This window comes from Streptomyces seoulensis, assembly GCF_022846655.1.
Lineage (GTDB): Bacteria > Actinomycetota > Actinomycetes > Streptomycetales > Streptomycetaceae > Streptomyces.
On the sequence record NZ_AP025667.1, the window covers coordinates 3745654 to 3767649 of the forward strand.

24 protein-coding genes are annotated in these 21996 nt (G+C 71.6%); 9 read left to right on the forward strand and 15 right to left on the reverse strand.

Features of this window, described 5'->3' with window-relative positions:
* Window positions 1-237: 237 nt before the first annotated feature.
* Window positions 238-993, reverse strand: a complete 756-nt coding sequence (locus tag HEK131_RS17250) for a helix-turn-helix domain-containing protein (protein ID WP_432215647.1) — start codon at window positions 991-993, stop codon at window positions 238-240.
* A 234-nt stretch (window positions 994-1227) separates the two neighbouring features.
* Between HEK131_RS17250 and HEK131_RS17260 the strand changes: the two genes are divergently transcribed.
* Window positions 1228-1893 (forward strand): DUF4097 family beta strand repeat-containing protein, encoded by a 666-nt coding sequence (locus HEK131_RS17260; protein WP_244335985.1) that lies wholly within the window; start codon window positions 1228-1230, stop codon window positions 1891-1893.
* A 40-nt stretch (window positions 1894-1933) separates the two neighbouring features.
* Window positions 1934-2740: an alpha/beta fold hydrolase gene (locus tag HEK131_RS17265; RefSeq protein ID WP_244335986.1), complete on the forward strand. Its 807-nt coding sequence runs from the start codon at window positions 1934-1936 to the stop codon at window positions 2738-2740.
* A gap of 82 nt (window positions 2741-2822) precedes the next feature.
* Here the strand turns inward: HEK131_RS17265 and HEK131_RS17270 are convergent, their stop codons facing one another.
* The 3 genes from HEK131_RS17270 to HEK131_RS17280 all read right to left on the reverse strand — a co-directional run bounded on the left by HEK131_RS17270 (window position 2823) and on the right by HEK131_RS17280 (window position 7221).
* Window positions 2823-3590 (reverse strand): SDR family oxidoreductase, encoded by a 768-nt coding sequence (locus HEK131_RS17270; protein WP_244335987.1) that lies wholly within the window; start codon window positions 3588-3590, stop codon window positions 2823-2825.
* Between the two features lie 147 nt (window positions 3591-3737).
* On the reverse strand, window positions 3738-6695 hold the full coding sequence (locus HEK131_RS17275) for an ABC transporter substrate-binding protein (protein ID WP_244335988.1): 2958 nt from the start codon (window positions 6693-6695) through the stop codon (window positions 3738-3740).
* A gap of 352 nt (window positions 6696-7047) precedes the next feature.
* Window positions 7048-7221 (reverse strand): CsbD family protein, encoded by a 174-nt coding sequence (locus HEK131_RS17280; protein ID WP_161147432.1) that lies wholly within the window; start codon window positions 7219-7221, stop codon window positions 7048-7050.
* A 232-nt stretch (window positions 7222-7453) separates the two neighbouring features.
* Here HEK131_RS17280 and HEK131_RS17285 point away from each other — a divergent pair, with 232 nt between their 5' ends.
* The 3 genes from HEK131_RS17285 (at window position 7454) to HEK131_RS17295 (ending at window position 9109) form a co-directional block, all read left to right on the forward strand.
* The gene (locus HEK131_RS17285; RefSeq protein ID WP_161147431.1) at window positions 7454-7624 is read left to right on the forward strand and encodes a hydrophobic protein; all 171 of its coding nucleotides are present in this window, start codon (window positions 7454-7456) and stop codon (window positions 7622-7624) included.
* A gap of 212 nt (window positions 7625-7836) precedes the next feature.
* On the forward strand, window positions 7837-8073 hold the full coding sequence (locus HEK131_RS17290; RefSeq protein ID WP_161147430.1) for a hypothetical protein: 237 nt from the start codon (window positions 7837-7839) through the stop codon (window positions 8071-8073).
* Between the two features lie 280 nt (window positions 8074-8353).
* The gene (locus tag HEK131_RS17295) at window positions 8354-9109 is read left to right on the forward strand and encodes an alpha/beta hydrolase family protein (protein WP_244335989.1); all 756 of its coding nucleotides are present in this window, start codon (window positions 8354-8356) and stop codon (window positions 9107-9109) included.
* A gap of 54 nt (window positions 9110-9163) precedes the next feature.
* On the opposite strand, the gene HEK131_RS17300 is transcribed toward HEK131_RS17295, so the two are convergent.
* From HEK131_RS17300 to HEK131_RS17335, 8 genes are all read right to left on the reverse strand, one after another.
* Window positions 9164-10891 carry a thiamine pyrophosphate-dependent enzyme gene (locus tag HEK131_RS17300; RefSeq protein WP_244335990.1) on the reverse strand — a complete coding sequence of 576 codons (1728 nt, stop codon included), beginning with the start codon at window positions 10889-10891 and terminating at the stop codon, window positions 9164-9166.
* An 87-nt stretch (window positions 10892-10978) separates the two neighbouring features.
* Complete coding sequence (locus HEK131_RS17305; RefSeq protein WP_244335991.1) at window positions 10979-12565, reverse strand: FMN-binding glutamate synthase family protein; 1587 nt, start codon at window positions 12563-12565, stop codon at window positions 10979-10981.
* Between the two features lie 110 nt (window positions 12566-12675).
* Window positions 12676-12852, reverse strand: a complete 177-nt coding sequence (locus HEK131_RS17310; RefSeq protein ID WP_217462599.1) for a hypothetical protein — start codon at window positions 12850-12852, stop codon at window positions 12676-12678.
* 171 nt (window positions 12853-13023) lie between these two features.
* Window positions 13024-13350, reverse strand: a complete 327-nt coding sequence (locus tag HEK131_RS17315; protein WP_244335992.1) for a hypothetical protein — start codon at window positions 13348-13350, stop codon at window positions 13024-13026.
* A gap of 167 nt (window positions 13351-13517) precedes the next feature.
* Window positions 13518-13748, reverse strand: coding sequence for an antitoxin (locus HEK131_RS17320; protein ID WP_244335993.1), 231 nt, complete (start codon window positions 13746-13748; stop codon window positions 13518-13520).
* A gap of 68 nt (window positions 13749-13816) precedes the next feature.
* Window positions 13817-14632 carry a maleylpyruvate isomerase family mycothiol-dependent enzyme gene (locus HEK131_RS17325; protein ID WP_244335994.1) on the reverse strand — a complete coding sequence of 272 codons (816 nt, stop codon included), beginning with the start codon at window positions 14630-14632 and terminating at the stop codon, window positions 13817-13819.
* Window positions 14633-14815: 183 nt separating this feature from the next.
* The gene (locus HEK131_RS17330) at window positions 14816-15328 is read right to left on the reverse strand and encodes a DinB family protein (protein WP_244335995.1); all 513 of its coding nucleotides are present in this window, start codon (window positions 15326-15328) and stop codon (window positions 14816-14818) included.
* A gap of 76 nt (window positions 15329-15404) precedes the next feature.
* Window positions 15405-15968, reverse strand: a complete 564-nt coding sequence (locus HEK131_RS17335; RefSeq protein WP_244335996.1) for a cysteine hydrolase family protein — start codon at window positions 15966-15968, stop codon at window positions 15405-15407.
* Window positions 15969-16229: 261 nt separating this feature from the next.
* Between HEK131_RS17335 and HEK131_RS17340 the strand changes: the two genes are divergently transcribed.
* Window positions 16230-18302: an MMPL family transporter gene (locus HEK131_RS17340; protein ID WP_244335997.1), complete on the forward strand. Its 2073-nt coding sequence runs from the start codon at window positions 16230-16232 to the stop codon at window positions 18300-18302.
* Window position 18303: 1 nt separating this feature from the next.
* On the opposite strand, the gene HEK131_RS17345 is transcribed toward HEK131_RS17340, so the two are convergent.
* Window positions 18304-18606 carry an STAS domain-containing protein gene (locus HEK131_RS17345; protein ID WP_244335998.1) on the reverse strand — a complete coding sequence of 101 codons (303 nt, stop codon included), beginning with the start codon at window positions 18604-18606 and terminating at the stop codon, window positions 18304-18306.
* Between the two features lie 304 nt (window positions 18607-18910).
* Entirely contained in the window at window positions 18911-19213 is a 303-nt protein-coding gene (locus HEK131_RS17350) for a hypothetical protein (protein ID WP_244335999.1), read from the reverse strand.
* Window positions 19214-19386: 173 nt separating this feature from the next.
* Between HEK131_RS17350 and HEK131_RS17355 the strand changes: the two genes are divergently transcribed.
* The 3 genes from HEK131_RS17355 to HEK131_RS17365 all read left to right on the forward strand — a co-directional run bounded on the left by HEK131_RS17355 (window position 19387) and on the right by HEK131_RS17365 (window position 21252).
* The gene (locus tag HEK131_RS17355; RefSeq protein ID WP_217462608.1) at window positions 19387-19803 is read left to right on the forward strand and encodes an ATP-binding protein; all 417 of its coding nucleotides are present in this window, start codon (window positions 19387-19389) and stop codon (window positions 19801-19803) included.
* Window positions 19804-19960: 157 nt separating this feature from the next.
* Window positions 19961-20530 carry an ECF RNA polymerase sigma factor SigK gene (gene sigK / locus HEK131_RS17360; protein ID WP_217462609.1) on the forward strand — a complete coding sequence of 190 codons (570 nt, stop codon included), beginning with the start codon at window positions 19961-19963 and terminating at the stop codon, window positions 20528-20530.
* A complete protein-coding gene (locus tag HEK131_RS17365; protein WP_217462610.1) occupies window positions 20527-21252 on the forward strand; it encodes an anti-sigma factor in 726 nt (241 codons plus the stop codon). The genes sigK and HEK131_RS17365 overlap by 4 nt, the downstream gene beginning before the upstream one ends.
* A 13-nt stretch (window positions 21253-21265) precedes the next feature.
* On the opposite strand, the gene HEK131_RS17370 is transcribed toward HEK131_RS17365, so the two are convergent.
* Window positions 21266-21910, reverse strand: a complete 645-nt coding sequence (locus HEK131_RS17370; protein WP_244336000.1) for a fasciclin domain-containing protein — start codon at window positions 21908-21910, stop codon at window positions 21266-21268.
* Window positions 21911-21996 lie beyond the last annotated feature (86 nt).

Sequence of the window (21996 nt, forward strand, 5' to 3'; positions counted from 1 at the left end):
AACGCTGCGCGGTGCCTTGCAGGCCCCGCCGCCTCCGCGGAAGCCCTGGGCTCCGCCCGGGCAGGCGTAGCGCTCGGCGGTCGGCCCTGGACCGTGCCCGGATGTACGTCCGAGCACGGAGTCACCTGTTCATGAGGCCGACCGCCGTGACCCCGCCGAGCGATCACCGCCCAGCCGACCCGGAGCGCCACGTCTTCACGGAGAACGAAGCCGGCACGCCCGGAGCCGGGCCCGGGACTACTCGTCGTCCGGGGTCGGCCGGGTGGTGTCGGGCGTGGGTGCTCCGGGTCTGGTGTGGAGGACTTCGCGGGCCTGTTCGGCGGCGCGGGTGACGCTTTCGCTGATGAAGTCGAGGAAGCGGGCGATGTTTTCGAGGCGGGCGGCGGCGGGGGTGTGGGGGCCGAGGACCGCGACGCCCTGGCGTGCCGTCTCGACGAGCTTGTCGTTGGCCCGGGCGCTGGCGATCGTCGCCTGGTAGAAGAGTTCGTCGTCGACGACGTAGCGGTCGCGGCGGCCTTCGTCGCGCTCGCGGCGGACGAGGCTCTGGCTCTCCAGGAAGGCGATGGCCTTGGAAACGGACGCCGGGCTGACCTGGAGGCGCTGAGCGAGCCCGGACGCGGTGAGGCTGCCCGCGTCGGTGGTGAACAGGCAGGTCAGCACGCGTGCCGACATCTTGGTCAGGCCCGAGGCCATGAGGACGGCGGCGAACGTCTCCTCGTACTCCGCCATGGCCTCGGCGTCACGTCCGTGCGGCTGCGGGGCCGACTCCGAGCCTGGTGCGGCGGGAGACTTGCGCCGGTGGGCGCGGCGCTCGGTGGCGCGATGGGCCAGGTCGGCGCGGTAGGCGGTGGGGCCTCCGTTGCGCATCACCTCGCGCGTGACCGTCGAGGTCGGGCGGTCGAGGCGGCGGGCGATCTCGGCGTAGGGGAGGCTGTCGGCCAGCCCCAGCGCGATCTGCTGGCGCTCCTGGTGGGTGAGCCTGCCTCCTGGCATCGCTGTCTCCTCAATGGTCCGTCGCGGCGGTCGCCGAGCCCCACAGTAGCGTTCACTTCAGGACCATTGCAATGACGGTGAGGGTCACCGTTGCATTGCACTCAGAACCATTGCAACAAATTAGGGGCTCTCAACTGCACTTACCTCATTCGAGCGCAACAAGTACGTTGCCCGATCCTTGAACGCAACGTAGCGTTTTCAATGTCAGAAACGACAAGCACTCGGGAGAAGACGATGCAGAAGTTCGACACCCCGGCTCCGGTCTCCGCCGTCCTGGAGATCCCCGCCGGACGCGTGCAGTTCATCGCGGCGGACCGCGCCGACACCACCGTCGAGGTCCGCCCCACCGACCCCGCCAAGAGCCGGGACATCAAGGCCGCCGAGCAGACCACCGTCACCTACGCCGACGGTGTCCTTCGGATCACGGCACCGACCCCGGACAGCAAGCTCCTCGGCCCCTCCGGGTCCCTGGAGGTCACCGTCCAGCTCCCGGCCGGCTCCCGCGTCGAGGGCAAGGCCGCCGGCGCCGAACTCCGCGGCGTCGGACGCCTGGGCGACGTCGCCTTCGACGGCGCGTACCGCCACATCAAGCTCGACGAGGCCGCCGGCGTCCGCCTCACCGCCATCGACGGCGACGTCGAGATCGGCCGCCTGGGCGGCCCCGCCGAGATCAGCACCGCGCGGGGCGACATCCGGATCACCGAGGCGCTGCGCGGCACGGTGATCCTCCGCACCAAGTCCGGCGACATCTCGGTCGCCGCCGCCACCGGCGTCTCGGCCGCCCTGGACGCCGCCACCGACCACGGCCGCGTCAGCAGCGCCCTCAAGAACGACGGCACCACCGCACTCGAGATCCGCGCCACCACCTCCAAGGGCGACATCACCGCCCGCAGCCTCTGACGGACCAGAGCCCGGACCTTCCAGCGACCAGGGGGAACACATGACGAAGAACAGCACGTCCGCGAACGGTTCGACGTGGACCGGCATGGTGCCGGTCGAGGACACGGCCCTGGCCGTCACCGACACCGGCGGTCCCGGCATCCCGGTGCTCTACCTCAACGGCCAGTTCGCCACGCAGGGGTACTGGAAGCGGGTCATCGCCGAACTGGGCACGGAGTGGCGGCACATCACCTACGACGAGCGGGCCCGCGGCAGATCGGAGCGTTCGGCGGACTACTCCTTCGAAGCGGCCGTCCGGGACGTCGACGCCGTTCTCGCGGCCAGGGGGGTGGACCGGGCGCTGGTGGTGGGCTGGTCCTACGGAGCGGTCGTCGGGGCGCACTGGGCCGAACGCAGTCCGGAGCGCGCCCTGGGCGCGGTCCTGGTCGACGGGGCCTTCCCCTACGACTGGCTCGACGAGGCCATGGAGCGGCGGATCCGCAAGCTGTTCCGCCGGCTGAGCTGGTTCCTGCCGCTGTTGCGGCCGACCGGACTGGCCCCGCGGATGACCGCCGAGCAGCAGGCGGACAGCAACATCGAGCTCGGCAGGCTCTCCCGCGAGAGCGAGCTGGGCCCGGTGCTGGACGGCATCACCGTCCCGGTGCGGTACGTGGTCGCTTCGGGGACGTCGTTCGGAAGCCGCGGCGACGAGCAGGAACGCATCCGCGCCGGCCTCGACGCCGTGACCGAGCGCAACCCGAACATCCGGATCGCCGCGAAGGTCTCCAGCAACCACGGCGCGCTCCTCAAGAAGGACTTCGCGGCCATCGCCGAGGCCGTACGCGAGGTCGCCGGCCGCACGCGTTGACGGACTCCGGGATCTAGGGAGAGGCAGGGGCCGACCGACCACCATCGCGTGCGGTCGGCCCAGCCCTCTCCAGGCACGAGGGTCAGCGTGTGCGCAACGCCGCCAAGCCGGTGATCACGTGGTGGGGTTCGGCGGACAGCGGCAGGTCGGCGGTGTCGTCGACGGCGTCGAGGGCGCCCGGCGCGTCCGGGCGGAGGCCGGCGAACAGGGCGCCGAAGTCCGTGGTCGCGGGGCCGGGGCCGGAGAAGACCTCGAAGGTCTTGCCGACCGCGTCGACGTGCAGCAGGGCCTCGACCAGCACGCGCGCGAGGACGGCGCGGCCGGTGGAGCCCTCGACGGTATCCCCCTGTTCGACCTGGACATGCTCGCCCTCGGGACCGGTGTCCAGCCATCCCGGACGCACGATCGTGCAGGGCGCACCGCTCGCGCGCACCAGCCGCTCCGAGCGGCGCTTCCAGTCCAGGGCGTGGCCGCCCTCGTTGAAGAAGTGGTCCCGGTGGGTGACGAAGAAGGTCGTCATGAGGACGATCCGGGGGCGCCGCTCGCCCAGCGCGCGCAGGACGCCGAGGACACCCCCGTAGTCGATCCGCTCGAAGGAGTCGGGGCGGGAGTCGCCGTCGGAACCGTGCACGAACACGATCCCGTCGACGTCCCGGACCGCGTCCGCCAGGCTGCCCGGCTCGGTGAGGTCGCCGGTGACGACCTCGATGCCGGGCAGCGCCTCGCGGGCATGGTCAGCGTCCCGGGCGAGGGCCACGGGCGTGAGGCCGCGCGCGGCGGCCTCCGCGACGGCGTACCGGCCCGTACGGCCGGTGGCACCGGCGATCAGCACCCGGTCGATGGTGGTCATGGATCTGGCACCTTTCGGGATCGCACCGGTCCCCCAGGGCACACGTACAACACTGGCACGCGGGATTCCCCGCCACCAGGGGAGAGCCTCCTGGTCAGCGGGGTCCCCGGGGGGGCGCGCCGCAGTCCGGGGCCGTGGTCCCGGTGTCTACGGGGCCCGGCGGTCCGCGTCGCACTCCCGCTGGGTCAGCGGGCGCCTGTCGCCGGCGCGGCGGGAGCAGAGGACCGTGCGGTCGTAGTGGGCGCCGCCCGTGTTGGCGACCCGTACCAGCGAGATCGCGTAGTTGTCGCGGGTGCCGGGCTCCAGGCCCTGTTCGCGGGCGTCGTCCTGGGTGGCGGCGGTGAAGTCGATCCGGCCGGTGGCCAGGTTGTCGATGTCCGTGCGCAGCAGTCCGGACCACGCCTCCGCCCGCCCGCGCGCCTCGCCGCCACCGGCCGCCGCCCGGTACAGCACCTCGGTGGCGTCGTGCATCAGCATCGTCTGGCCGTCGTTGAACGCGCTGTCCGTCTGCGGGGTCGAGGCGCTCAGGCCGAGTGTCTTCTCCTGCTCCGGGCCGAGCTTGCGCAGGTTGTTGACGAAGATGGTGCCCTCGTCCTTGGTGCCGGGAGCGGTGAGGACCAGGTGGTAGAGCGTGACGTTGGCGGCGACGCTGCTGCGGTCGGTGTCGAAGCCCGCCTGCGAGAGGTCGTCCCCGGCGAGGAGCGCGATGCGCTTGCCGTTGCAGCCGGGCTCGGACGTGATGCCGTCCATCAGGGCGTTGATGTCCTCGGTGCGTCCCGCGAAGTAGACGACCCGCGGTACCTCGCCCTCCTGGCAGATCTGGCTGACCTGCCGGCCGAGGACCGGGCGGCCGTTGCTCAGCTTGTACCGCTCCAGCCGGTCCACCCGGTAGCCCACGTCGGTGAGCATCCGGCCGCCGTGGTCCATCTGCTCGCGGGTGTAGCGGTCACGGGTGCTGCCGGGGTTGCGGCCGAGGACCACGGCGCGGCCCGCGGTGCCGTAGCCATGGGAGCCGGGTGCACGCAACTGCTCAGCGAGCAGCCGGAGTTGCCGCACCTGCCACTCGTCCGTCGCGGCCAGGTTGAAGAAGTTGGGCTTGTCCAGCAGCCAGGTACCGGAGTTGGTGCCCGAGACGACCGGGAGTTCGGCCTGGCGCAGCTTCTCCAGCACCTGGTCGGTGTCGGTCATGTCGCGGCCGACTCCCACCACACCGACGACCGTACGGTCCCGCCGAGCCACGTCCACGATCCGGTCCGCCATCTCGACCTGGCCGGTCATGTCCGAGCCGCCGTTGGCGACCAGCAGCCGCAACTTGACGGGCTGGGAGGCGTTGTTGGCGTGCTGTGCTATGTAGGCACCGCGCAACTCCTCGAACCCCTTGACCAGTTCGTCGCTCTTGCCCTCCGCGTCCGGTCCGCTGAGTGGACCCGCGTAGACCAGGGTGACGTAGTTGGTGCCGCTGATCGCCTCGTTCTCCTCGTGGATCAGCTCCTGGAGCCGCCGCGCCACCGGGAAGGTGACCCCGCCGGTCGCCACGCCGACGCACTCCGAGCCGTGGCCGCTGGGCGAGGGGATGCGGCGGGTGTCCTGGTTGGCGCCGCTGAGGTCGCTGGCGCAGTACTCACTGCTCAGCCGGTGGTCGCGTACGCCGAGCCCGAGCCCGGCGGCGGCGAGGACGAGGGCCAGCGCGGGCAGTGACCACAGCCAGGTCCAGCGCGGGCGGCCGGTGGACAGGCGGGAGCGGCGCAGGGTGCTGACGCCGAGGTCGGGGTGGAGCAGCAGCCCCTCCGGCAGCGGTACCCGCAGCACCCACGGCAGGGTGCTGCCCTCCAGGCTCGGCGACTGGCTGACGCGGCGGGCGCGGTTCCAGCCCGCGTACCAGGCGGGCAGGTCGGCGGCCGAGCCGGTCAGGTGCCTCGCGGCCGGCTCGGCCGAGTAACTGCGCTCCAGCAGACCGATGTCCTCGTGCCGCACCGCCGCGACGACGAGCAGCGGGTCGAGTTCGCTGCGGATGCTGCGGATGTCGCTGACGGCGCGCAGGAGTTCGATCAGGCCGTTGTCCGCGGTGGCGTCCGGCAGCACGAGCACCGGCGGGGTGGGGCGTTTGCGTCCGCGCAGGTCCAGCGACCAGGCGCGGTGCGCGTCGCGCAGGTCCTCGCGCAGGGCGTGCACGCGCAACTGGAGGTGGCGGCGCTGGGCGTCCTCGTCGCCGCTGCCGGCGCGGTGCTCGTCGAGGAGGGCGCCGTCCTGGATGTCCCGCGCCACGGCGGCGACGCGCTGGCGCACCGGGCCCGGCGGCCACAGCCGCAGCAGGCGCCAGGTCAGGCCCTCACCGCGGTCGGCGCGCGGGCCCTGGTTGAGATAGGTGGTGCTGAGGAACCAGCGGACCTCGCGGCGCAGCCCGAGGAAGACCGGCGCCCGGCCCGGCAGGATGCTCAGGGCCAGCAGAGCGGTCATCACCACCGCGAGGAACAGCAGCGTCACGTACCAGGGCTTGTCGGTGATCAGTACGGCGACGACCGCGATGAGGAGGGCGGGCACCGTACGGGAGGCGTCGGTCACGGCGTCGCGCAGCCGGGCCGTCCACTGGACGCCGCCGGGGCGCCAGCCGGTGCGGTTCAGTCCGTGCAGCAGTTCGTCCGGCTCGGCGTCGGGGCCGAGGTCCCGCACGACGCTCTCGATCGCCAGGAGCAGCTCGCTGCGCGGGAACTCGTACTGGCCGTACTGGCGCCTGCCGCCGCGCCAGGCGTGGGGCTCCACGTACGGCTCGTTCCCGGAGCCGACGGGCTTGCCGCCGAGAGCCTGCACCACCCGCAGGGCGCGCACCATGGGGCTGCCGCCGTCGCCGGCGTCGACGAGCGCGGACTGCCGAACGGAGGCGAACGGCACACCGCGGGCCCGGAGTTCCTGGCGCAACTCGGCGAGGCTGCCACGGACGGCCGCGTCGCCCTCGTGCGAGCTCCCGTCCGTGTGCAGCACGAACTCCGGCAGCGCCATGGGGCTGCGGCGCCGGAACGCCTGGAAGATCGCTTCCAGCATCTCGACGAGATGCGGCGTGGTCGCGTAGTGCCGTCGGCTGTCGTCGCTGCCCGGGCCGGTCGCCAACTCGTGCTCCTCGTCGTCAAGTTCACTGTCCGTACGGGCAAGGATGATCTGGAGTCTGCCCAGCGCGGGCGTTGCGCGTCGGAGAGTGCCACAACTGTGACCAGCTCGCAGCAAGACGGCGGTTCTGGACGCCGCGGGCATCTGGGGACGGGGGCGGGCGATCGTGGCCGACTCGGGGGGGCGAAATGTGGAGACGGGCAGCCTGGGCGGATTTGCCGTCATGCCCGAAAGGCGAAGAGTTCGAGGAAAAGCAATATGGCAGGAGAATACGAGAACGGCGTGCAGTAATACCCCGCACACGACCGGTGCGGGGTATTACTGCACGCCGCTCTCCGAAGGCGCGCTGCGGGACTCAGTCCTTCGCGGCGTCCTTCAGCTTCTCCTTGGCCTGGCGGGCGTCACCCGTGGCCTGCTCGGCACGGCCCTCGGCGGTCAGCTTCTCGTTGCCCACCCCGCGACCTGCGGCTTCCTTGGCCTTGCCGCTGGCCTGCTCGGTCGTGGCCTTGGCCTTCTCGCTGGCGCTCATGCCGCTCACCTTTCGCTGTGCCGCTGTTGCCTGACGAGGTGGCATATGACCGTGTCTCCGGCCCGTAAACCCCGCGACGGAAAAACTTCTCGGCCCACGGTCACCCTCTGGGTCCGACCTACAGGACAGGAGAAATTCAAACCGGATGCCCTTGAAAGGGAAGATCAAACTTCACCTTTGTGTGCGTGTGGGGCGAGGATGAGGGCATTCGGTGGTCAGGAGGTTGATAAATATGGTTCCCCTGCTTCTGGTTCTGCTTCTGGCTCTGATTCTCTTCGGTGCGGGCTTCGCGCTGAAGGCACTGTGGTGGATCGCGGTGATCGTTCTCGTCGTATGGGTGCTCGGCTTCATCGTCCGGCCCGCCGGCAGCGGCGGCCGCAAGGGCCGCTGGTACCGCTGGTAGAGCGCCCCCGTGCGATCGGTGCCCGACGCACCGCGATGAAGTGGCCCGGCCGACGATGGCCGGGCCACTTCTCTGCGTCGGCTCGCCGAGGCACACGGTCCGCTCACCGGCCGGTCCCTCCCCGCCGTCACTCCATTGCCCGATACCGCGTGCGCACGTCATGGCGTCCTCAGATCGTGGTGGAGGTGTCGTCGAGCCCCTGAGGGAGAGCAATGATCATCAAGTTCCTGTACGACAAGGGTCTGCGCAGCGAGCACGCCAACACCGTCGCCTGCGCGGCCATCGGCCTGTCCATCGCGTCCTGGCTCACCTCGCGCACGGTCGAGTCCCAGGGCGTGGAGCGGGCCGACCGGTGGGGCATCTTCGTGGCCACCTGGCCCGCGACCTGGTTCGGCCTCGGCCAGGCCCTGAGCCAGTACGAGCGGACCGTCATCGCCTTCGGACGCTAGACGCCCGAGCGACGAGGGGCCGCCCGAGTCGCCGCCCGCGCGGACCCGCTCTCCCCTGGGTCCGCGCAGGCGCGTCGTGCTGCGGGCGGGGGGAATAAAATGGTTGGACGCGATGCCGACCGGCCTTGTAGCTTGCAGTCGACCGTGACACCGCCCGAGGAGGTGAGACCCATGAACGCTGTATCGACGTGGGTGCTCCCCCTTTCCGTCACGGCCGGCGACTGACGCAGGTGTCGCCGGGAGCGCCTCGACAACCAGGCACTCCCGAAAGGCAACACCCATGCGTTCTCTGCAGTTCACCACCGAGTCGTCGTCGGACGGCATGGTCGAGCGCGACTTCACCATCGGCGACATCCCCGGCGTCCTGTGGTCACCGGCCTCCGGCGCCGGTCGCGCGCCCCTGGTCCTGATGGGCCATGGCGGCGGCACCCACAAGAAGCACCGGGCGATGGTGGGCCGCGCCCACCTCCTCGTGACCCGCTGCGGCTTCCACGCCGCCGTCATCGACGCGCCCGGTCACGGCGACCGGCCGCGCACCGCACGCGACGAGCAGGACATCGCCGCTCTGCGCGGCGCCCAGGCGGCGGGTGAGCCGGAGAGCCCGGTCGTCGTCCCGTACAACGCCCGTCTGGCGGAGGCCGCCGTGCCCGAGTACCGGGCGGTCCTCGACGCCCTTCAGGAACTCCCGGAGATCGGGGCCGACGGGCCGGTGGGCTACGTCGGCATGGGTCTGGGCATGGCGATCGGGGTGCCGCTGGTGGCGGCCGAGCCCAGGATCACGGCGGCGGTCTTCGGCATGACGTGGCCGGATGCCCTGTTCGAGGCGGCGAAGCAGATCACCGTCCCGGTCGAGTTCGACGTGCAGTGGGACGACGAGCGCATCCCGCGCGAGGACGCTCTCGCCCTGTTCGACACCTTCGCCTCGCCGGAGAAGACGTTGCACGCCAACGCCGGAGCCCACGTCGCCTGGCCGCTGTTCGAGGCCGACAGCGCGACCCGGTTCTTCGCCCGGCACCTCGGCGCCGATCACAGGTGAGCCGTCGGCGGCGTCCGGCCCGGCCACCGGACGCCGCCGCGCGCGGAGTACGCCCTACCGGCTCGAACTCGACAGGTTCTCCCGGACCTTGGCGATGGCGAACCCCCAGCCCTGCTGGACGGTCGCCTTGCCGGGTACGGCGATCTCGTCGGGGTTGGTGAGCACGTCCAGCAGGACGGGTCCCGGCTCGGCGAACGCGCGCTTCACCGCGTCCGCCAGCTCCTCGGGCCGGGTGACCCGGATGCCGGGGATGCCGAGGGCCTGGGCGACGGCGGCGAAGTCCGGGTTGTCGAGGACCGTGCCGAACTCCGGCAGCCCGGCCTGTTCCTGCTCCAGCTTGACCATGCCGAGGCGCTGGTTGTCGAAGACGACGAGCTTCACCGGGAGCCGCTCGGTGCGGATCGTCATCAGGTCGCCCAGCAGCATGGACAGGCCGCCGTCGCCGCAGAAGGCGACGACCTGCCGGTCCCGGTCGAGCAATTGCGCGCCGATCGCCTGCGGCATGGCGTTGGCCATCGAGCCGAGGTTGTAGGAGCCGAGGAGGCGCCGGTCGCCGCGCATCTCGACGAACCGGGAGAGCCACACCGTGGCCATGCCGGTGTCGGAGGTGAAGACGGCGTCCTGGTCCGCGACGGCGTCCACGGCCGCCGCCAGCGCCTCGGGCCGTACGAGGTGCGAGCGGTTGTCGAACTTGGAGCGGACCTTGCCGAGCAGGCCCCGGTCGTGGCCAGGTGCGGCGAGGTCCCGCTGGCCTTCCTGCCACTTGGTGAACTTCTCGCGCGCCCCGTCGAGATGGCCCCGGTCAGTACGCGCCTGGACGCGCTCCAGCAGCCCGCGCAGGGTCGGCCCGACGTCCGCGGCGAGTCCGACGTCCACCGGCACGCGGCGCCCGATGTGCTCGGCGACCCGGTCGATCTGGATCACCTTCTTGCCCTCGGGATACCAGTCGCGGTACGGGAAGTCGGTGCCGAGCAGCACGAGGGTGTCGGCCTGGTCCATCGCCCGGGCCGCGGCAGGATTGCCGATGAGGCCGGTCTGGCCGACCTGGTAGGGGTTGTCCCCCTCGAAGCCCTCCTTGGCCTTGAGGGTGAGCACCATCGGTGCGGCCAGCCGTTCGGCGAGGGCGAGGACCTCCTCGCGGCTGCCGCGCGCGCCCCTGCCGACGAGGAGCGTGACCTTGCCGCCGCCGTCGATCACGGAGGCGGCCTCGTCCAGGGCGGAGTCCTCGGGCCGGTTGGCGGAGCCGGTGAGCGACAGCCGGACGGGCCGGTCGTCGGGCAGTTCGAGGTCGCCGACATCGCCGGGCACGGTGAGCACCGCGACACCCCGCCGGCCGACGGCGGTGCGCACGGCGACCTCCAGCAGCGCGGGAAGCTGGGCGGGCGAGGTGACGGTGGCGCGGAAGACGGCGACGTCCTTGAAGAGAAGGTCGTTGTCGACCTCCTGGAAGTAGTCGGTGCCGATCTCCGCCTGGGGGACCTGCCCTGCGATGGCGAGGACCGGCGTGCCGCTCTTCGCGGCGTCGTAGAGGCCGTTCAGGAGGTGGACCGAGCCGGGGCCGACCGTGCCCATGCAGACCCCGAGCGTGTCGGTGAGCTGGGACTGGGCTCCGGCCGCGAAGGCCGCCGCCTCCTCGTGGCGGCAGCCCACCCAGGACACGGCATCGGAGGCGCGGATGGCGTCGGTGAAGGGGTTGAGCGCGTCACCGACGACGCCGAACACATGGCGTACGCCGAGTTCTTCCAGCGTGTCGACGACGAGACGGGCGACGGTGCGGGCCATGGGGATCGTCCTCTCCGCGGGCTCTGAGGGCCCGGTGGTGTCGTACGGCGGACGATGCGCCGCCGTACGGGTACGGATGCCGGCGGGTCAGCCGGCGAAGCGGTCGGGGTCGGCGTCCTTCCAGTCGGCCGCCCAGGCTTCCGGCGGCTCACAGGTCAGCTCGCCGGGGGTCAGCCAGTCGTGGAGCGCGGCGTAGGAGCGGAAGTCGCCGGCGGGTGTGTCGCGGCGGCGCAGCATCTCCGGGCGCAGGTCGGCAGGGGCGGTGACGCCCATGGCGGCCATGATCTGCTGGGCGCTGCGGACGGTCGCCTCCTGGTAGCGGCGGACCCGTTCGGACTTGTCGGGGACGTGCAGGGCCCGGGCGCGGCGCGGGTCCTGGGTGGTGACGCCAGTGGGGCAGCGGTTGGTGTGGCAGCGCTGGGCCTGGATGCAGCCGACGGCGAACATCATGCTGCGGGCCGCGTTGGTGTAGTCGGCGCCCATGAGCAGCCGCTTGACGAGGTCCGAGCCGGTGGCGACCTTGCCGCTCGCGCCGACCCGGATGCGGTCGCGCAGCCCGGCGCCGGTGAGGGCGTTGTGGACGGTGACCAGTCCCTCGGTGAGGGGCATGCCGAGGTGGTCGGCGAACTCCAGCGGTGCGGCGCCGGTGCCTCCCTCGGCGCCGTCGACCACGATGAAGTCGGGGGTGACACCCTCGGCCAGCATCGCCTTGCAGACGGCGAGGAACTGGGTGCGCGAGCCCGGACAGAGCTTGAACCCGACCGGCTTGCCGCCCGCGAGTCCACGCATCCTCGCCAGGAAGCCGACCAGTTCGCGCGGGGTGGAGAACTCCCGGTGGTACGGCGGTGAGATCACCGTCTCCCCCTGCGGGACACCGCGCACCCGGGCTATCTCCGCGTTCACCTTGCTGCCGGGCAGGACGCCGCCGATGCCTGGCTTGGCGCCCTGGGACAGCTTGAGCGAGACGCACTTGACGGAGGGGTGCGCCGCCTTCTCACGGAACTGCGCGGGGTCGAAGCGCCCGTCCTCCGTGCGGCAGCCGAAGTAGCCCGTACCGATCTCCCACACGAGGTCGCCGCCGGGGCGCAGGTGGTACTCCGAGAGGCCGCCCTCCCCGGTGTCCTGGGCGAACCCGCCGCGCGCGGCACCGGTGTTGAGGGCGAGGACCGCGTTGGCGGAGAGGGAGCCGAAGCTCATGGCGGAGACGTTGAGCAGTGCCATGTCGTAAGGGTGGGCGCAGTCGGGGCCGCCGATCCGGACCCTGGGCGGCGTGTCCGGGATGTCCACGGGTGCCATCGAGGGCACCAGGAACTCGTATCCGCGCTCGTACATGTCGCGTTCGCTGCCGAAGGGCTCCTCGGCGTCGATGCCCTTCGCCCGCTCGTAGACGAGGTCGCGGGTGTCGCGGTCGTAGGGGCGGCCGTCAAAGTTGCGCTCGACGAAGTACTGCTGGAGCTCGGGGCGGATCGCCTCGAGGAGATAGCGGGCGTGGCCGATGACCGGGTAGTTCCGCAGCACCGTGTGACGGCGTTGGAGGAGGTCGTGGCCGCCGAGCAGGCCCAGGGCCGCGAGGACGCCCGCGGCGGACCACCACCACGGGGACACAAGGACGGCGGCGGACGCCGCGGCCGCGGCACCGGTCAGAAGGAGACCCACGGCTCCGAAACGCACCATGCCTCCCCGGTAACCCCTGCCGCGGCTCTCATGCCGACACCAGGTAAGGAATGGACGTGAGTTCGACCTGTCCGTGCCGGGCGGACGGCCGGCCGCCCGGCACGGACGCTTCAGCTTCTGCGGCCGCGGGCCTTCCAGCCGGCGCCTATGCCCGCGACGTGCAGCGCCAGCAGGGCGAGACCGATCAGCATGACGTTGGTCGAGCTGAAGGTGTCGTTGGTCGAGATGTCCGCCGCGTTGATCAGGAAGGCGATGAAGAACAGGACCGCCGAGATGATGGCCAGCATGATGTGCTCCCCTTCGGGTGAGTGAGGTCTTCCGGAACACAGTCCGGATGCCCGGGGGAGGGTGGCTCAGTCACCTCGACGGCACAGGGTTTCCACATTCGATGCACACGGCTGTGGCGCATGACGCTTCGCTGATGAATCGTCAAATGTGCTACGGAGCAAAGGAATTGCTCAATCCGGGGAGTCGGCGTCGAGATGCGCGAGTCCCTCCTCCCAGCGCCGCCGCCGCTCCTCCCCCGGCTGCTCCCACCATGGCGTTCCACGCTCCCCCAGCGCGACCTTGGCCCGCTGCACACGGCCACGCGCCGCCGACTCGGCCTCGCTGTCCCCGGCGTCCAGGGCGGAGCGCACGGCCCGGCGCGCGCTCATTAGATGCCGACGCAGACGGGCAGCGATGTCTTCGGGCACGTCGGGGTCGGTCGCACGCCACCGCCGCCCGTCGATGACGACGAAATGCCCATCAGGTGTCTTCTCGGGCGGGGAGTGGTGGCGGGCCATGCGGCCGATTCTCACCGCCCGGCGGCGCGTGGGCGTCGGAGGCACGCCCGACACCGTGGCTCCGATCGGGCTCCACGTGTCACCGGTCAGGGGGGACCGGCGGGCGCACACAGGAAAGGGGCGGGAGACGCGTGCAGCGTCTCCCGCCCCTTGTGCTCCCGTGCCGGTCAGTGCTCGGGCGTGCCCGGGGTGCCGGTCGTGCCGTGGGTGCCGGTCGTGCCGCGGCCCCCGTAGGAGCGGCGCACCGCGTCGGCGGCCTTGTCGGTCTGGGAGTCGTACTTGTTCCCCGTACGCTCGTCGATCAGCCGCTCGACGCTCTGCACGCCCTTGTCGGCCTGGTCAGGGTGGCCCTTGGCCAGGTTCTTGGCCTTGTTCGCCAGATCCCCGAACTTGCTCATGGGAAGCCTCCTGCGTTTCGGCGCGTACGTCGTTCCCGGCTACGCCTACCCCCCGATCACCTGCCGAATCAGGGCGCTCGGAACAGCGTGGGGAAGCGGGGTGCCAGCCAGGGTTTGCGGCCCCAGGCGAGTACACCGCCGCGTGCCATGGCCTGCCAGGGGCCGAGGCGTCCCAGGGCGATGAGGAGGAAGGTGACCGGCTCGGTGAGGACGGTGCAGTCCGAGCGCTCCGGCGGGCCGGGGAGCACCTCGACCGTGCCGTCGCGGAAGGTGACGCCGAACGTCTCGCCGCCCCGGACGCGCAAGGTGTAGCGGGCGGTCAGCGCGGCGGGGGCGACGGCGACGCGCGGCATCGCCGTCTTCAGGAACGGCAGGCACAGCGCGACCCGCGTCCGGTCGATCATGTGCGGGCGGCCCAGTCCTCGGGCCAGGTCCCAGCCGTGGCCCAGCATGTGGGTCAGCAGGTACGAGGCGAGCACGTCCGGGCCCATAGGACCCAGCGGGGTCAGGAGCGTCCGGTCGGAAGCCGCCCCGTCCAGCGCGGCCAGGAACGCGTCGGCCTGCTCGACGATCGTCGCGGCCAGCGGTTCCGCCCCGCGCTCGGGGAACTCGGCGAGACTCCGCTCGTTGGCGGCCGCGAGGCTCTGCGGGGTGCCGTCGCCGTACGGGCGCTCCCGGCCGGCCGCGAGTTCGGCCATCAGCCGGTTGGCCAGGGCCAGATGGGCGGCCGTCTCACCGAGGGTCCACTCCAGCCCCGGTACGGGAACGGTCGTGTCCGTCGCGCCGTCCAGCAGCGCGGCGACGGCCCCGGCCGTCTCCCGTATCGCCTGCCCCAGCCCCTCCGGCAGCGAGTCCCTGGTACTCGCCCGCGTTCCCCGCTCCACGCCGCTCGTTCTCCTCGCGTCTTCGTGTCTTCGTGATCACGCACTCGTACCGGGGGTACAGAACCAGACCCACCCGTCCGTGACAAGGTCCCCGGTCCCGGCGCGGGTCGTTGCCGCCCGCTGGTGCCGCATCAGGCGACGTTCGCCCTGTCGACGGCAGGGCCAACGTTGCCTGATCCGTCGCTATACGCCGGTGGTGCCGTCGACGCGCTCGCGGACCAGGTCGGCGTGGCCGTTGTGGCGGGCGTACTCCTCGATCATGTGGACGTAGATCCAGCGGAGGCTGACGTCCTGGTCCATGAAGCGACCCGTATCGGACAGAGCACGGTCGGCGCAGTGCTCGCGGGCGCGGGCGATCTCTGCTTGCCAGGTGGCGAGGGCATCCCCCAAGGTGGCGCCCTCCGCCAACTCGAAGCCGCCGTCGGGGGCATCCGGGTCGGCCTGCGGGTCATATATGGGCGGGGCCTGATCCCCGGCGAACACGCGACGGAACCAGTTCCGCTCCACCTCCGCCATGTGCTGGACGAGGCCGGTCAACGTGAAGCCGGACGGAGGCACGGACGCGACGGCGGCATGCTCGTCGTCCACGCCCTCGCACTTCATGGCGAGCGTGATGCGGTGAAAGTCGAGCCAGCTTTCGAGCGTGGTGCGCTCGTCGGCGTTCAGGGGAGGCATGGGACGTTCGAGGGCGCTCATCATTCGATTATCGCCAGCTACCGAAGCCCTCGGCGGGCACGGTCTCACCGCAGGGCGGACGTTGCCTGATGCGGCACTAGCGCGACGCGACTGCGTCGAGCCACTCCTCGACGGTGAAGACGTCCGCCCATTGCGGGAACAGCTTCTCGGTGAGCATCCGGTGTACCTCGGGGTCGGTGTCGAGGCAGGCGTCCGTCAGGACGGTGAGGCCGAAGTCCAGGTCGATGGCACGCCACAGGGTGGACAGCACCACGGCGCTGGTGGCGATGCCGGTGAGAACGAGAGTGTCGATGCCGCGGGCCCTGAGCACCAGGTCGAGGTCGCTGCCCGAGAACGCGCTGCCCCGTCTCTTGGTCACCACGACATCGCCCTGCCGGGGCGCGACGTCGGGATGGATCTCGGTCCCAGGAGCACCCTCGGTGAAGAGCCCGGCCCGCACGACGTTCGCCATCACCTTGTTGCGAGGACCGACTTCGGGATCGCCCGGCCGCAGGCCGAGCACGACGTAGATCACGGGGATGCCCGACGCCCGCGCCCCTTCGATCGCCCTGCGCAGGCGGAGCAGGTACCCGGAGCCGTCGTCGGCGATGGCCACGACGTCCCGCTGGACGTCCATCACCAGAAGTGCGCTGTTCGTCATGCTCGCCGTACCTCCTCTGTCCGGCCCCAAGTACAGGGGTTCTGGGGGCTCTCGTCCATCCCCGACGCCGACCGGCGTACGCACGCACTCCGGGCAGCGACCGGTGCGCGCTCCACCGAAGGGGGTAATCGGGGCCTTTACACCCATCCGTCCAGGGTGGCGGCTCCGGATCACCGTCGATCGGGTCGAGCATCCATGGACTCGGACGGTGTCCTGTAGCAGCGAGGGCGTCGGAATCGTCCACACGCGTGAGGTGAGGTGGTGCGTTTGTCGCGCCGGCAGTTCGTGGCGGCACGGTTTCCGGTGTTCGTCGTGGCCGCCTGGCTGGTGGTGGCCGTGTGCACGGCGGCCTTTCCCGGCCGACTCGCCTCGGTCGCGGCCGAGCGGCCGCAGATGACGTTGCCGGCATCGGCCGAGTCGAGCCGGGTGGCCAGGGAGCTGCAGGCGGTCGGGCCGTCCACGGGTCCACCGGTCGTGGTGGTGTGGGAGGCCGAACGGTCCGCCCCGGCCCGGCGGTTGGACCCCGTGGCCGCACGGCGGGTCCTCGGCGCTCTGCCGCTCTCGGCAGGGTCTCCCGGCCCCGTGACCGCCTCGGCCGACGGCCGCTCGCTGGTCTGTGTCGTCTCTCTCACCGACCTCGACGCATCACGGCTCCAGCCGGCTCTGGAGCGCATCAGGCAGGCCGCCGGGGCCTTGCCCGACAGCAGGGTCCATCTGGCCGGTCCCGCGGCGGCGCAGGCCGATCTCCAGGCGTCGTTCGAGGGCATCGACGGCAGGCTGCTGCTGATCGCGCTGGGCGCGGTCGCCGTCATTCTCTGCCTCGTGCACCGGAGCGTCCTGCTGCCGCTCGTGGTGGCCGCCTCCGGGGTGGTCGCCCTGACCCTGTGCAGTGCGGCCCTGTACGCGCTGGGCAGCCGGGGCGCGGTGACGGTCGACGGGCAGGTGCAGGGCATCCTCTCCGTGCTCGTCATCGGCGCGACGACGGACTACGGGCTGCTCCTGCTGGCCCGGTACCACGAGCACGCGCCGCAGATGCCTGCGCGGGCCGCCATGCGGACGGCGTGGCTGGCGAGTTGGGCGCCCATCACGGCGAGCGCGGCGACGGTGGCCTGCGCCATGGTCGCGCTGCTCCTGAGCGCCCTCCCCTCCAACCACTCCCTGGCCCTGGCCGGAGCGGTGGCGATGGCCTGCTGCGTGCTGGCCGCGCTCACCTTCGTCCCCGCAGCCGTACTCCTCGGCCCCCGCGCGATGTTCTGGCCCCGAGGACCGCACTCGGGCCGGTCCTACGGAAGGGTCTGGTCCCTGGTCGCGGCGGTGGTCGAGCGGCACGCCCGTCCGGTGTGGACCGTGGGGTGCGCCGCACTCGCGGGATGCGCGGCCCTCGCCGTGCTCCTGGCACCCGGTGGCCTTCCGCTCGGCCAGGCGCTCGCGGCGCGGGCGCCCTCCGTGCGGGCCCAGTCGGCTCTGGAGGCTCATTTCCCGGCGGGGACCGGCAGCCCGGCCGTCGTCGTCGTAGAGTCCGGCCACGCCGAACGGGTACGGCAGCGGATCGACGCCACACCGGGCGTGGCACGTACGGACATCACTCCCGGCGCCGCCAAGGGCCGCACGGCGATCGCGGTCACCCTCGACGGCGTCCCCGACGGCGAACGTGCCCAGGAGACCGTCGGCCGCCTTCGCGCGACCGCGGGTGCCCGAGCCGAGGTGGGCGGCCATCCGGCGCAGGTGTACGACCTCCAGAGGGCCGCCGAGCGCGACAGGGCCCGCGTACTGCCGGCCGTCCTGGTGATCGTGCTGCTGCTCCTGCTGGGCCTGTTGCGCAGCCTCGCCCTGCCGGTCGTGCTCGTCGTGGTCGCCGTGGCCAACTTCCTGGCCGCGCTGGGCATTTCCGCGGTGGTCTTCGACGTCGTCTTCGGTTCGGCCGCGACGGAGCCGTCCCTGATCCTGTTCTCCTTCGTCTTCCTCATCGCGCTGGGGGTCGACTACAACATCTTCCTGATGCACCGCGTCCGCCGTGAGTCGCTCCTGGCGGGCCAGCGGATCGGCACGCTCCGGGGGCTGCGCGCCACGGGGAACGCCATCAGCTCGGCGGGGATCGTCCTCGCCGTCACCTTCGGCACGCTGACCGTCATGCCCCTGCGTTACCTCGCGCAGATCGGCGTCATCGTCGCCGTGGGGGTCCTCCTGGACACCCTGTTCATCCGCCCGCTCCTCGTCCCGGCGTTCGCCGTCGACATGGGGCCGTGGCTGTGGTGGCCGACCAGGCCGCCCGCCGGCCCGCGCGGGGGCAGTCTGGGCGAGCAGCGGTCGCGGCCGGAGATGGCCTCGGTCTGACCTAACCGGCCAGCAGGGTGTTCCAGCCCATCGTCGGGTAGAGCTCGGCGGCCACGCGCAGCAGCCGCTGCGGCTGGGCACGCAGCCCGCGCACGGTCAGGGTCCGCCCCTGCCGTCCGGCGAGCATCCGCTGCTCGCCCAGAAGATGCAGGCCGGCCACGCCGATGAAGGGGACGTCGCCGAAGTCCCAGGTGAGAAAGGCCACGTCGCCGGGGAGTGCGTCCGACGCCGCTCTCAGGCTGGGCAGCGCGTCGTGGTCGATGTCTCCGTGCGGCCTGATCGCCGCTTCGTCGCCGAAGATCACTGTGCTCGTCTTCAGAGGATGCACCCCCTTCGGGGGAAAGGAGCCCGTGCACGGCACGTCCCGCTCGCGGACGAGGGGCCGGCCGACGACGGCAGGCCCTCGGCCCATCCCAGAGCGGGATGCGGCTCAGAGCCCGGAACCGGCACCCTCCTCGGGGCACACGCCGGCAGCTCATGTCTCCGCCATCGTTGCACAGCGGCAAGGATCGACGCCAGACGCCCCGTCCGGGGGTGGACGGGTGACTGACGGTGAGGCCGGTCCCCGCTCATGGGCCGGCCTCACCGCGCTTGCCCCGGCTGTCGGGTCAGTACCAATAACCTGAGTGCCAGCAGCCGTTGCCCCACCAGCCGTCGTGCCAGTTGTGGTGCCAACGGTTGTGCGAGTGGCCGTAGCGGTCGTGGCCGTTGCGGTCGTGGTGGCGGTTGTCGCGGTCGCCGTAACCGTGATGGCCCGACCCCCGGTCGCCGTCGTGCTGACTGTGCGAGGCCGGTGCCGACGCGGGGGTTGCCGCCGACGCGGTTCCCGCCGTTCCGATGGCGGCACCGCCGGCCAGCATCGCGCCCGCGGCCGCGAGGACCGCGGCTCGCTTCACATCGAGTGTGCGCATTGAGTACACCTCCTCTCGGGTCTCGAAGCATCCATGTCTGTGATTCGGAGCAGCGGATGCCGCGGTTTGACCCTTGACGGCAGTTTCTGCCGAATTCCAGGAAGCGCGCCGGAGGTCCATCCACGGCGCGTTCGGTGACGAACCACTTGTAAGACCGTCGAAGGTGGTTCGTCATGAAGTGCGGTTCCCGTCGTCTCAGCCACGGCTCGTCCGTACCCGCCGAGGCGGTGCGGCACGAACTGCGTGACCTGCTCACGCGCCGGCAGGCGGCGGAGCTGGCGGACGACGCCGCCGTGGTGGTCGGCGAGCTGCTGTCCAACGCGCTGCGCCACGGCCGGCCGCCCGTGCGGGTCGCGTGCGCGCTGCGACGCCGGTCGCCCCACCGGGCGGCCCTGCGCATCGAGGTGACCGACGCGGGGCCGAGCTTCGACACCGCCCGGGTCCGGGCTCGCTGGCGGCATCCCTCCTTCACGTTCGAGGAGGGCGGGCGCGGCCTGTTCCTCGTCGACACCCTGGCCAGCCGGTGGGGGGACGAGCCGACCCGGAACGGGCACACGGTGTGGGCCGTCCTCGACGGAACGGCCCCGTGACGTCCCCGCGGAGCGCGTCAGGGGCGGTACGAGCACTCGAACGGACGGACTTCCGGACCCACGGGCCTCCAGCGGGAGCGCGTCCGGCGCCGGGCGCCCAGGCTGGGCAGGGAAAGACCGGCCAGGAGGTGCGAGGACGAGGGGAGGGACGCCGCGGATGCACGGGCACAGATCGGCCGCCGACCAGCGGCTCGACGGGTACCTGACCGCGACCGCGCGAGGCAGCGAGGAGGCGTTCACCCTGCTCTACGACAGCTTGTCCGGCTCCGTGCGCGGCCTGGCCCTGCGCGTGGTGCGCGACGCCTCCCAGGCGGAGGAGGTCGCCCAGGAGGTCATGCTGGAGGTCTGGCGCACCGCGGCCCGCTTCCGCCCCGAGCACGCTTCGGCCAGGTCGTGGGTGTTCGCCCTGGCGCACCACCGCGCGGTCGACCGGGTCCGCTCGGCACAGGCGGCCTCCGACCGCGACCGCAGAGTGGCACAGAGCAACAGCGAGCGCCCGTTCGACGTGGTGGCCGAGCTGGTGCAGGACCGCGACGAGCGGCGCAGGCTGTACCGCTGCCTCGCGGCCCTGTGCCGCGACCAGCGCGTGCCCCTGGTGCTGGCCTACTACGAGGGCCTCACGTACGAGGAGGTCGCCCGCGCCCTGAGCAAGCCGGCCGGCACCGTGAAGACGCGGATGCGCACCGGACTGCACCGGCTGCGGGAATGTCTGGAGGCCGGCGAATGACCACGGGACCCGGCGACCACGACGCGGTCGGCGCCTACGTGCTCGACGCCCTGCCCGCCGACGAGCGGGCGGCCTTCGAGAACCACCTCGCGGCCTGCGCGGCCTGCCGGGAGGAGGCCGCGCAGCTCATGGAAGCGGTCGTCGGGCTGGCCGAGGCCGCCCCGCTGGGCCCGGACGACGCGGCGCGCGCCCGCGTGCTGGAGAGCATCCGCCACACCCGGCAGGAGACGCCGACCGTCCGGGTGAGCCGTGCCCGACGCCTGCTGCCCTGGGCGCTCGCCGCCTGCCTCGCGGCGGCCGTCGCGGGCGGATCGGTCGCCTGGTGGCAGTACGAGGAGGCGCGGGACGCCAGGCGAACCGCCCTCGACGAGGAGAGACGCAGTGCCTCGCTCGCCGAGGTGGTCACCGCCCCGGACGCCACCGTGCGTACCGGCGAGCTCAGCAACGGCGGCAAGGCGGGGGTGGTGGTGTCCCGCCAGCAGGCGAAGGCGGCGTTCGTCGCCGCCGGGCTGCCCGCCCTCGGCGGTGGAAAGGTGTACCAGCTCTGGTACGCCGACAACGGGACCTTCCGCCCGGCCGGCCTGCTCTCCGGCTCGGGCGGCCGCCAGGGCCGGGTACTGCTGGGCCCCCTCGGCCGGGCGACGGCCGTCGGCATCACGGTCGAGCCCACGGGAGGCTCGAAGCAGCCGACGACCGCGCCACTGGCGGTGGTCACGCTCTGAGGTCCGGCACCGGTCAGCTCTTGGGCATCAGGACGGTGTCGATGATGTAGACGTTGGCGTTGGCGGTCTTGACATTGCCGCAGACGACCTTGGCGGAGTCGTTCACGGTGTAGGACTCGCCCATGCCCGAGGTCATGAGCTTGGACTTCTCCAGGGTGTCGAAGGAGCCGTTCTCCAGGTCCTTCGGCGCCAGCTTCTTGCCCACGACGTGGTAGGTCAGGATCTTGGTGAGCTGGGCCTTGTCGTTGAGGACCTTGTCCAGCGTCGCCTTCGGGATCTTGTTGAACGCGTCGTTGGTCGGCGCGAACACCGTGATGTTCTGGGCGTTGTTCAGGGTGTCGACCAGACCGGCCTTCTTCACCGCCGTGACCAGCGTCGACAGCGCCGGGTTGTTCGAAGCAGCCGTGGCCACCGGGTCCTTGGCCATGCCGTCGAAGGAACCCGCGCCGTTCTTCGGCACCGACGAACACGCCGGACCGAACGGCTCGTCCATGCCGCTCATACCCTCACTGGCCTTCGGCGAGGAGGCGGCGGGCGACGACGACTCGGACTTGGCCGAGTCGCTGCCGCTGTCACTGCCGGAGCAGGCGCTGAGCGCGAGGGGGAGCATCACGGCGGCGGAGAGCAGACCGGCGGTGCGACGGATGCGAGCGTTCATCAATTTTCTCCTGTATCGATGGGCAGCAACTGGCTGCTGGAAAGCGAGAGTTGGTTCAGGGGGCGACGTGATCGCCCGGGTGGGCG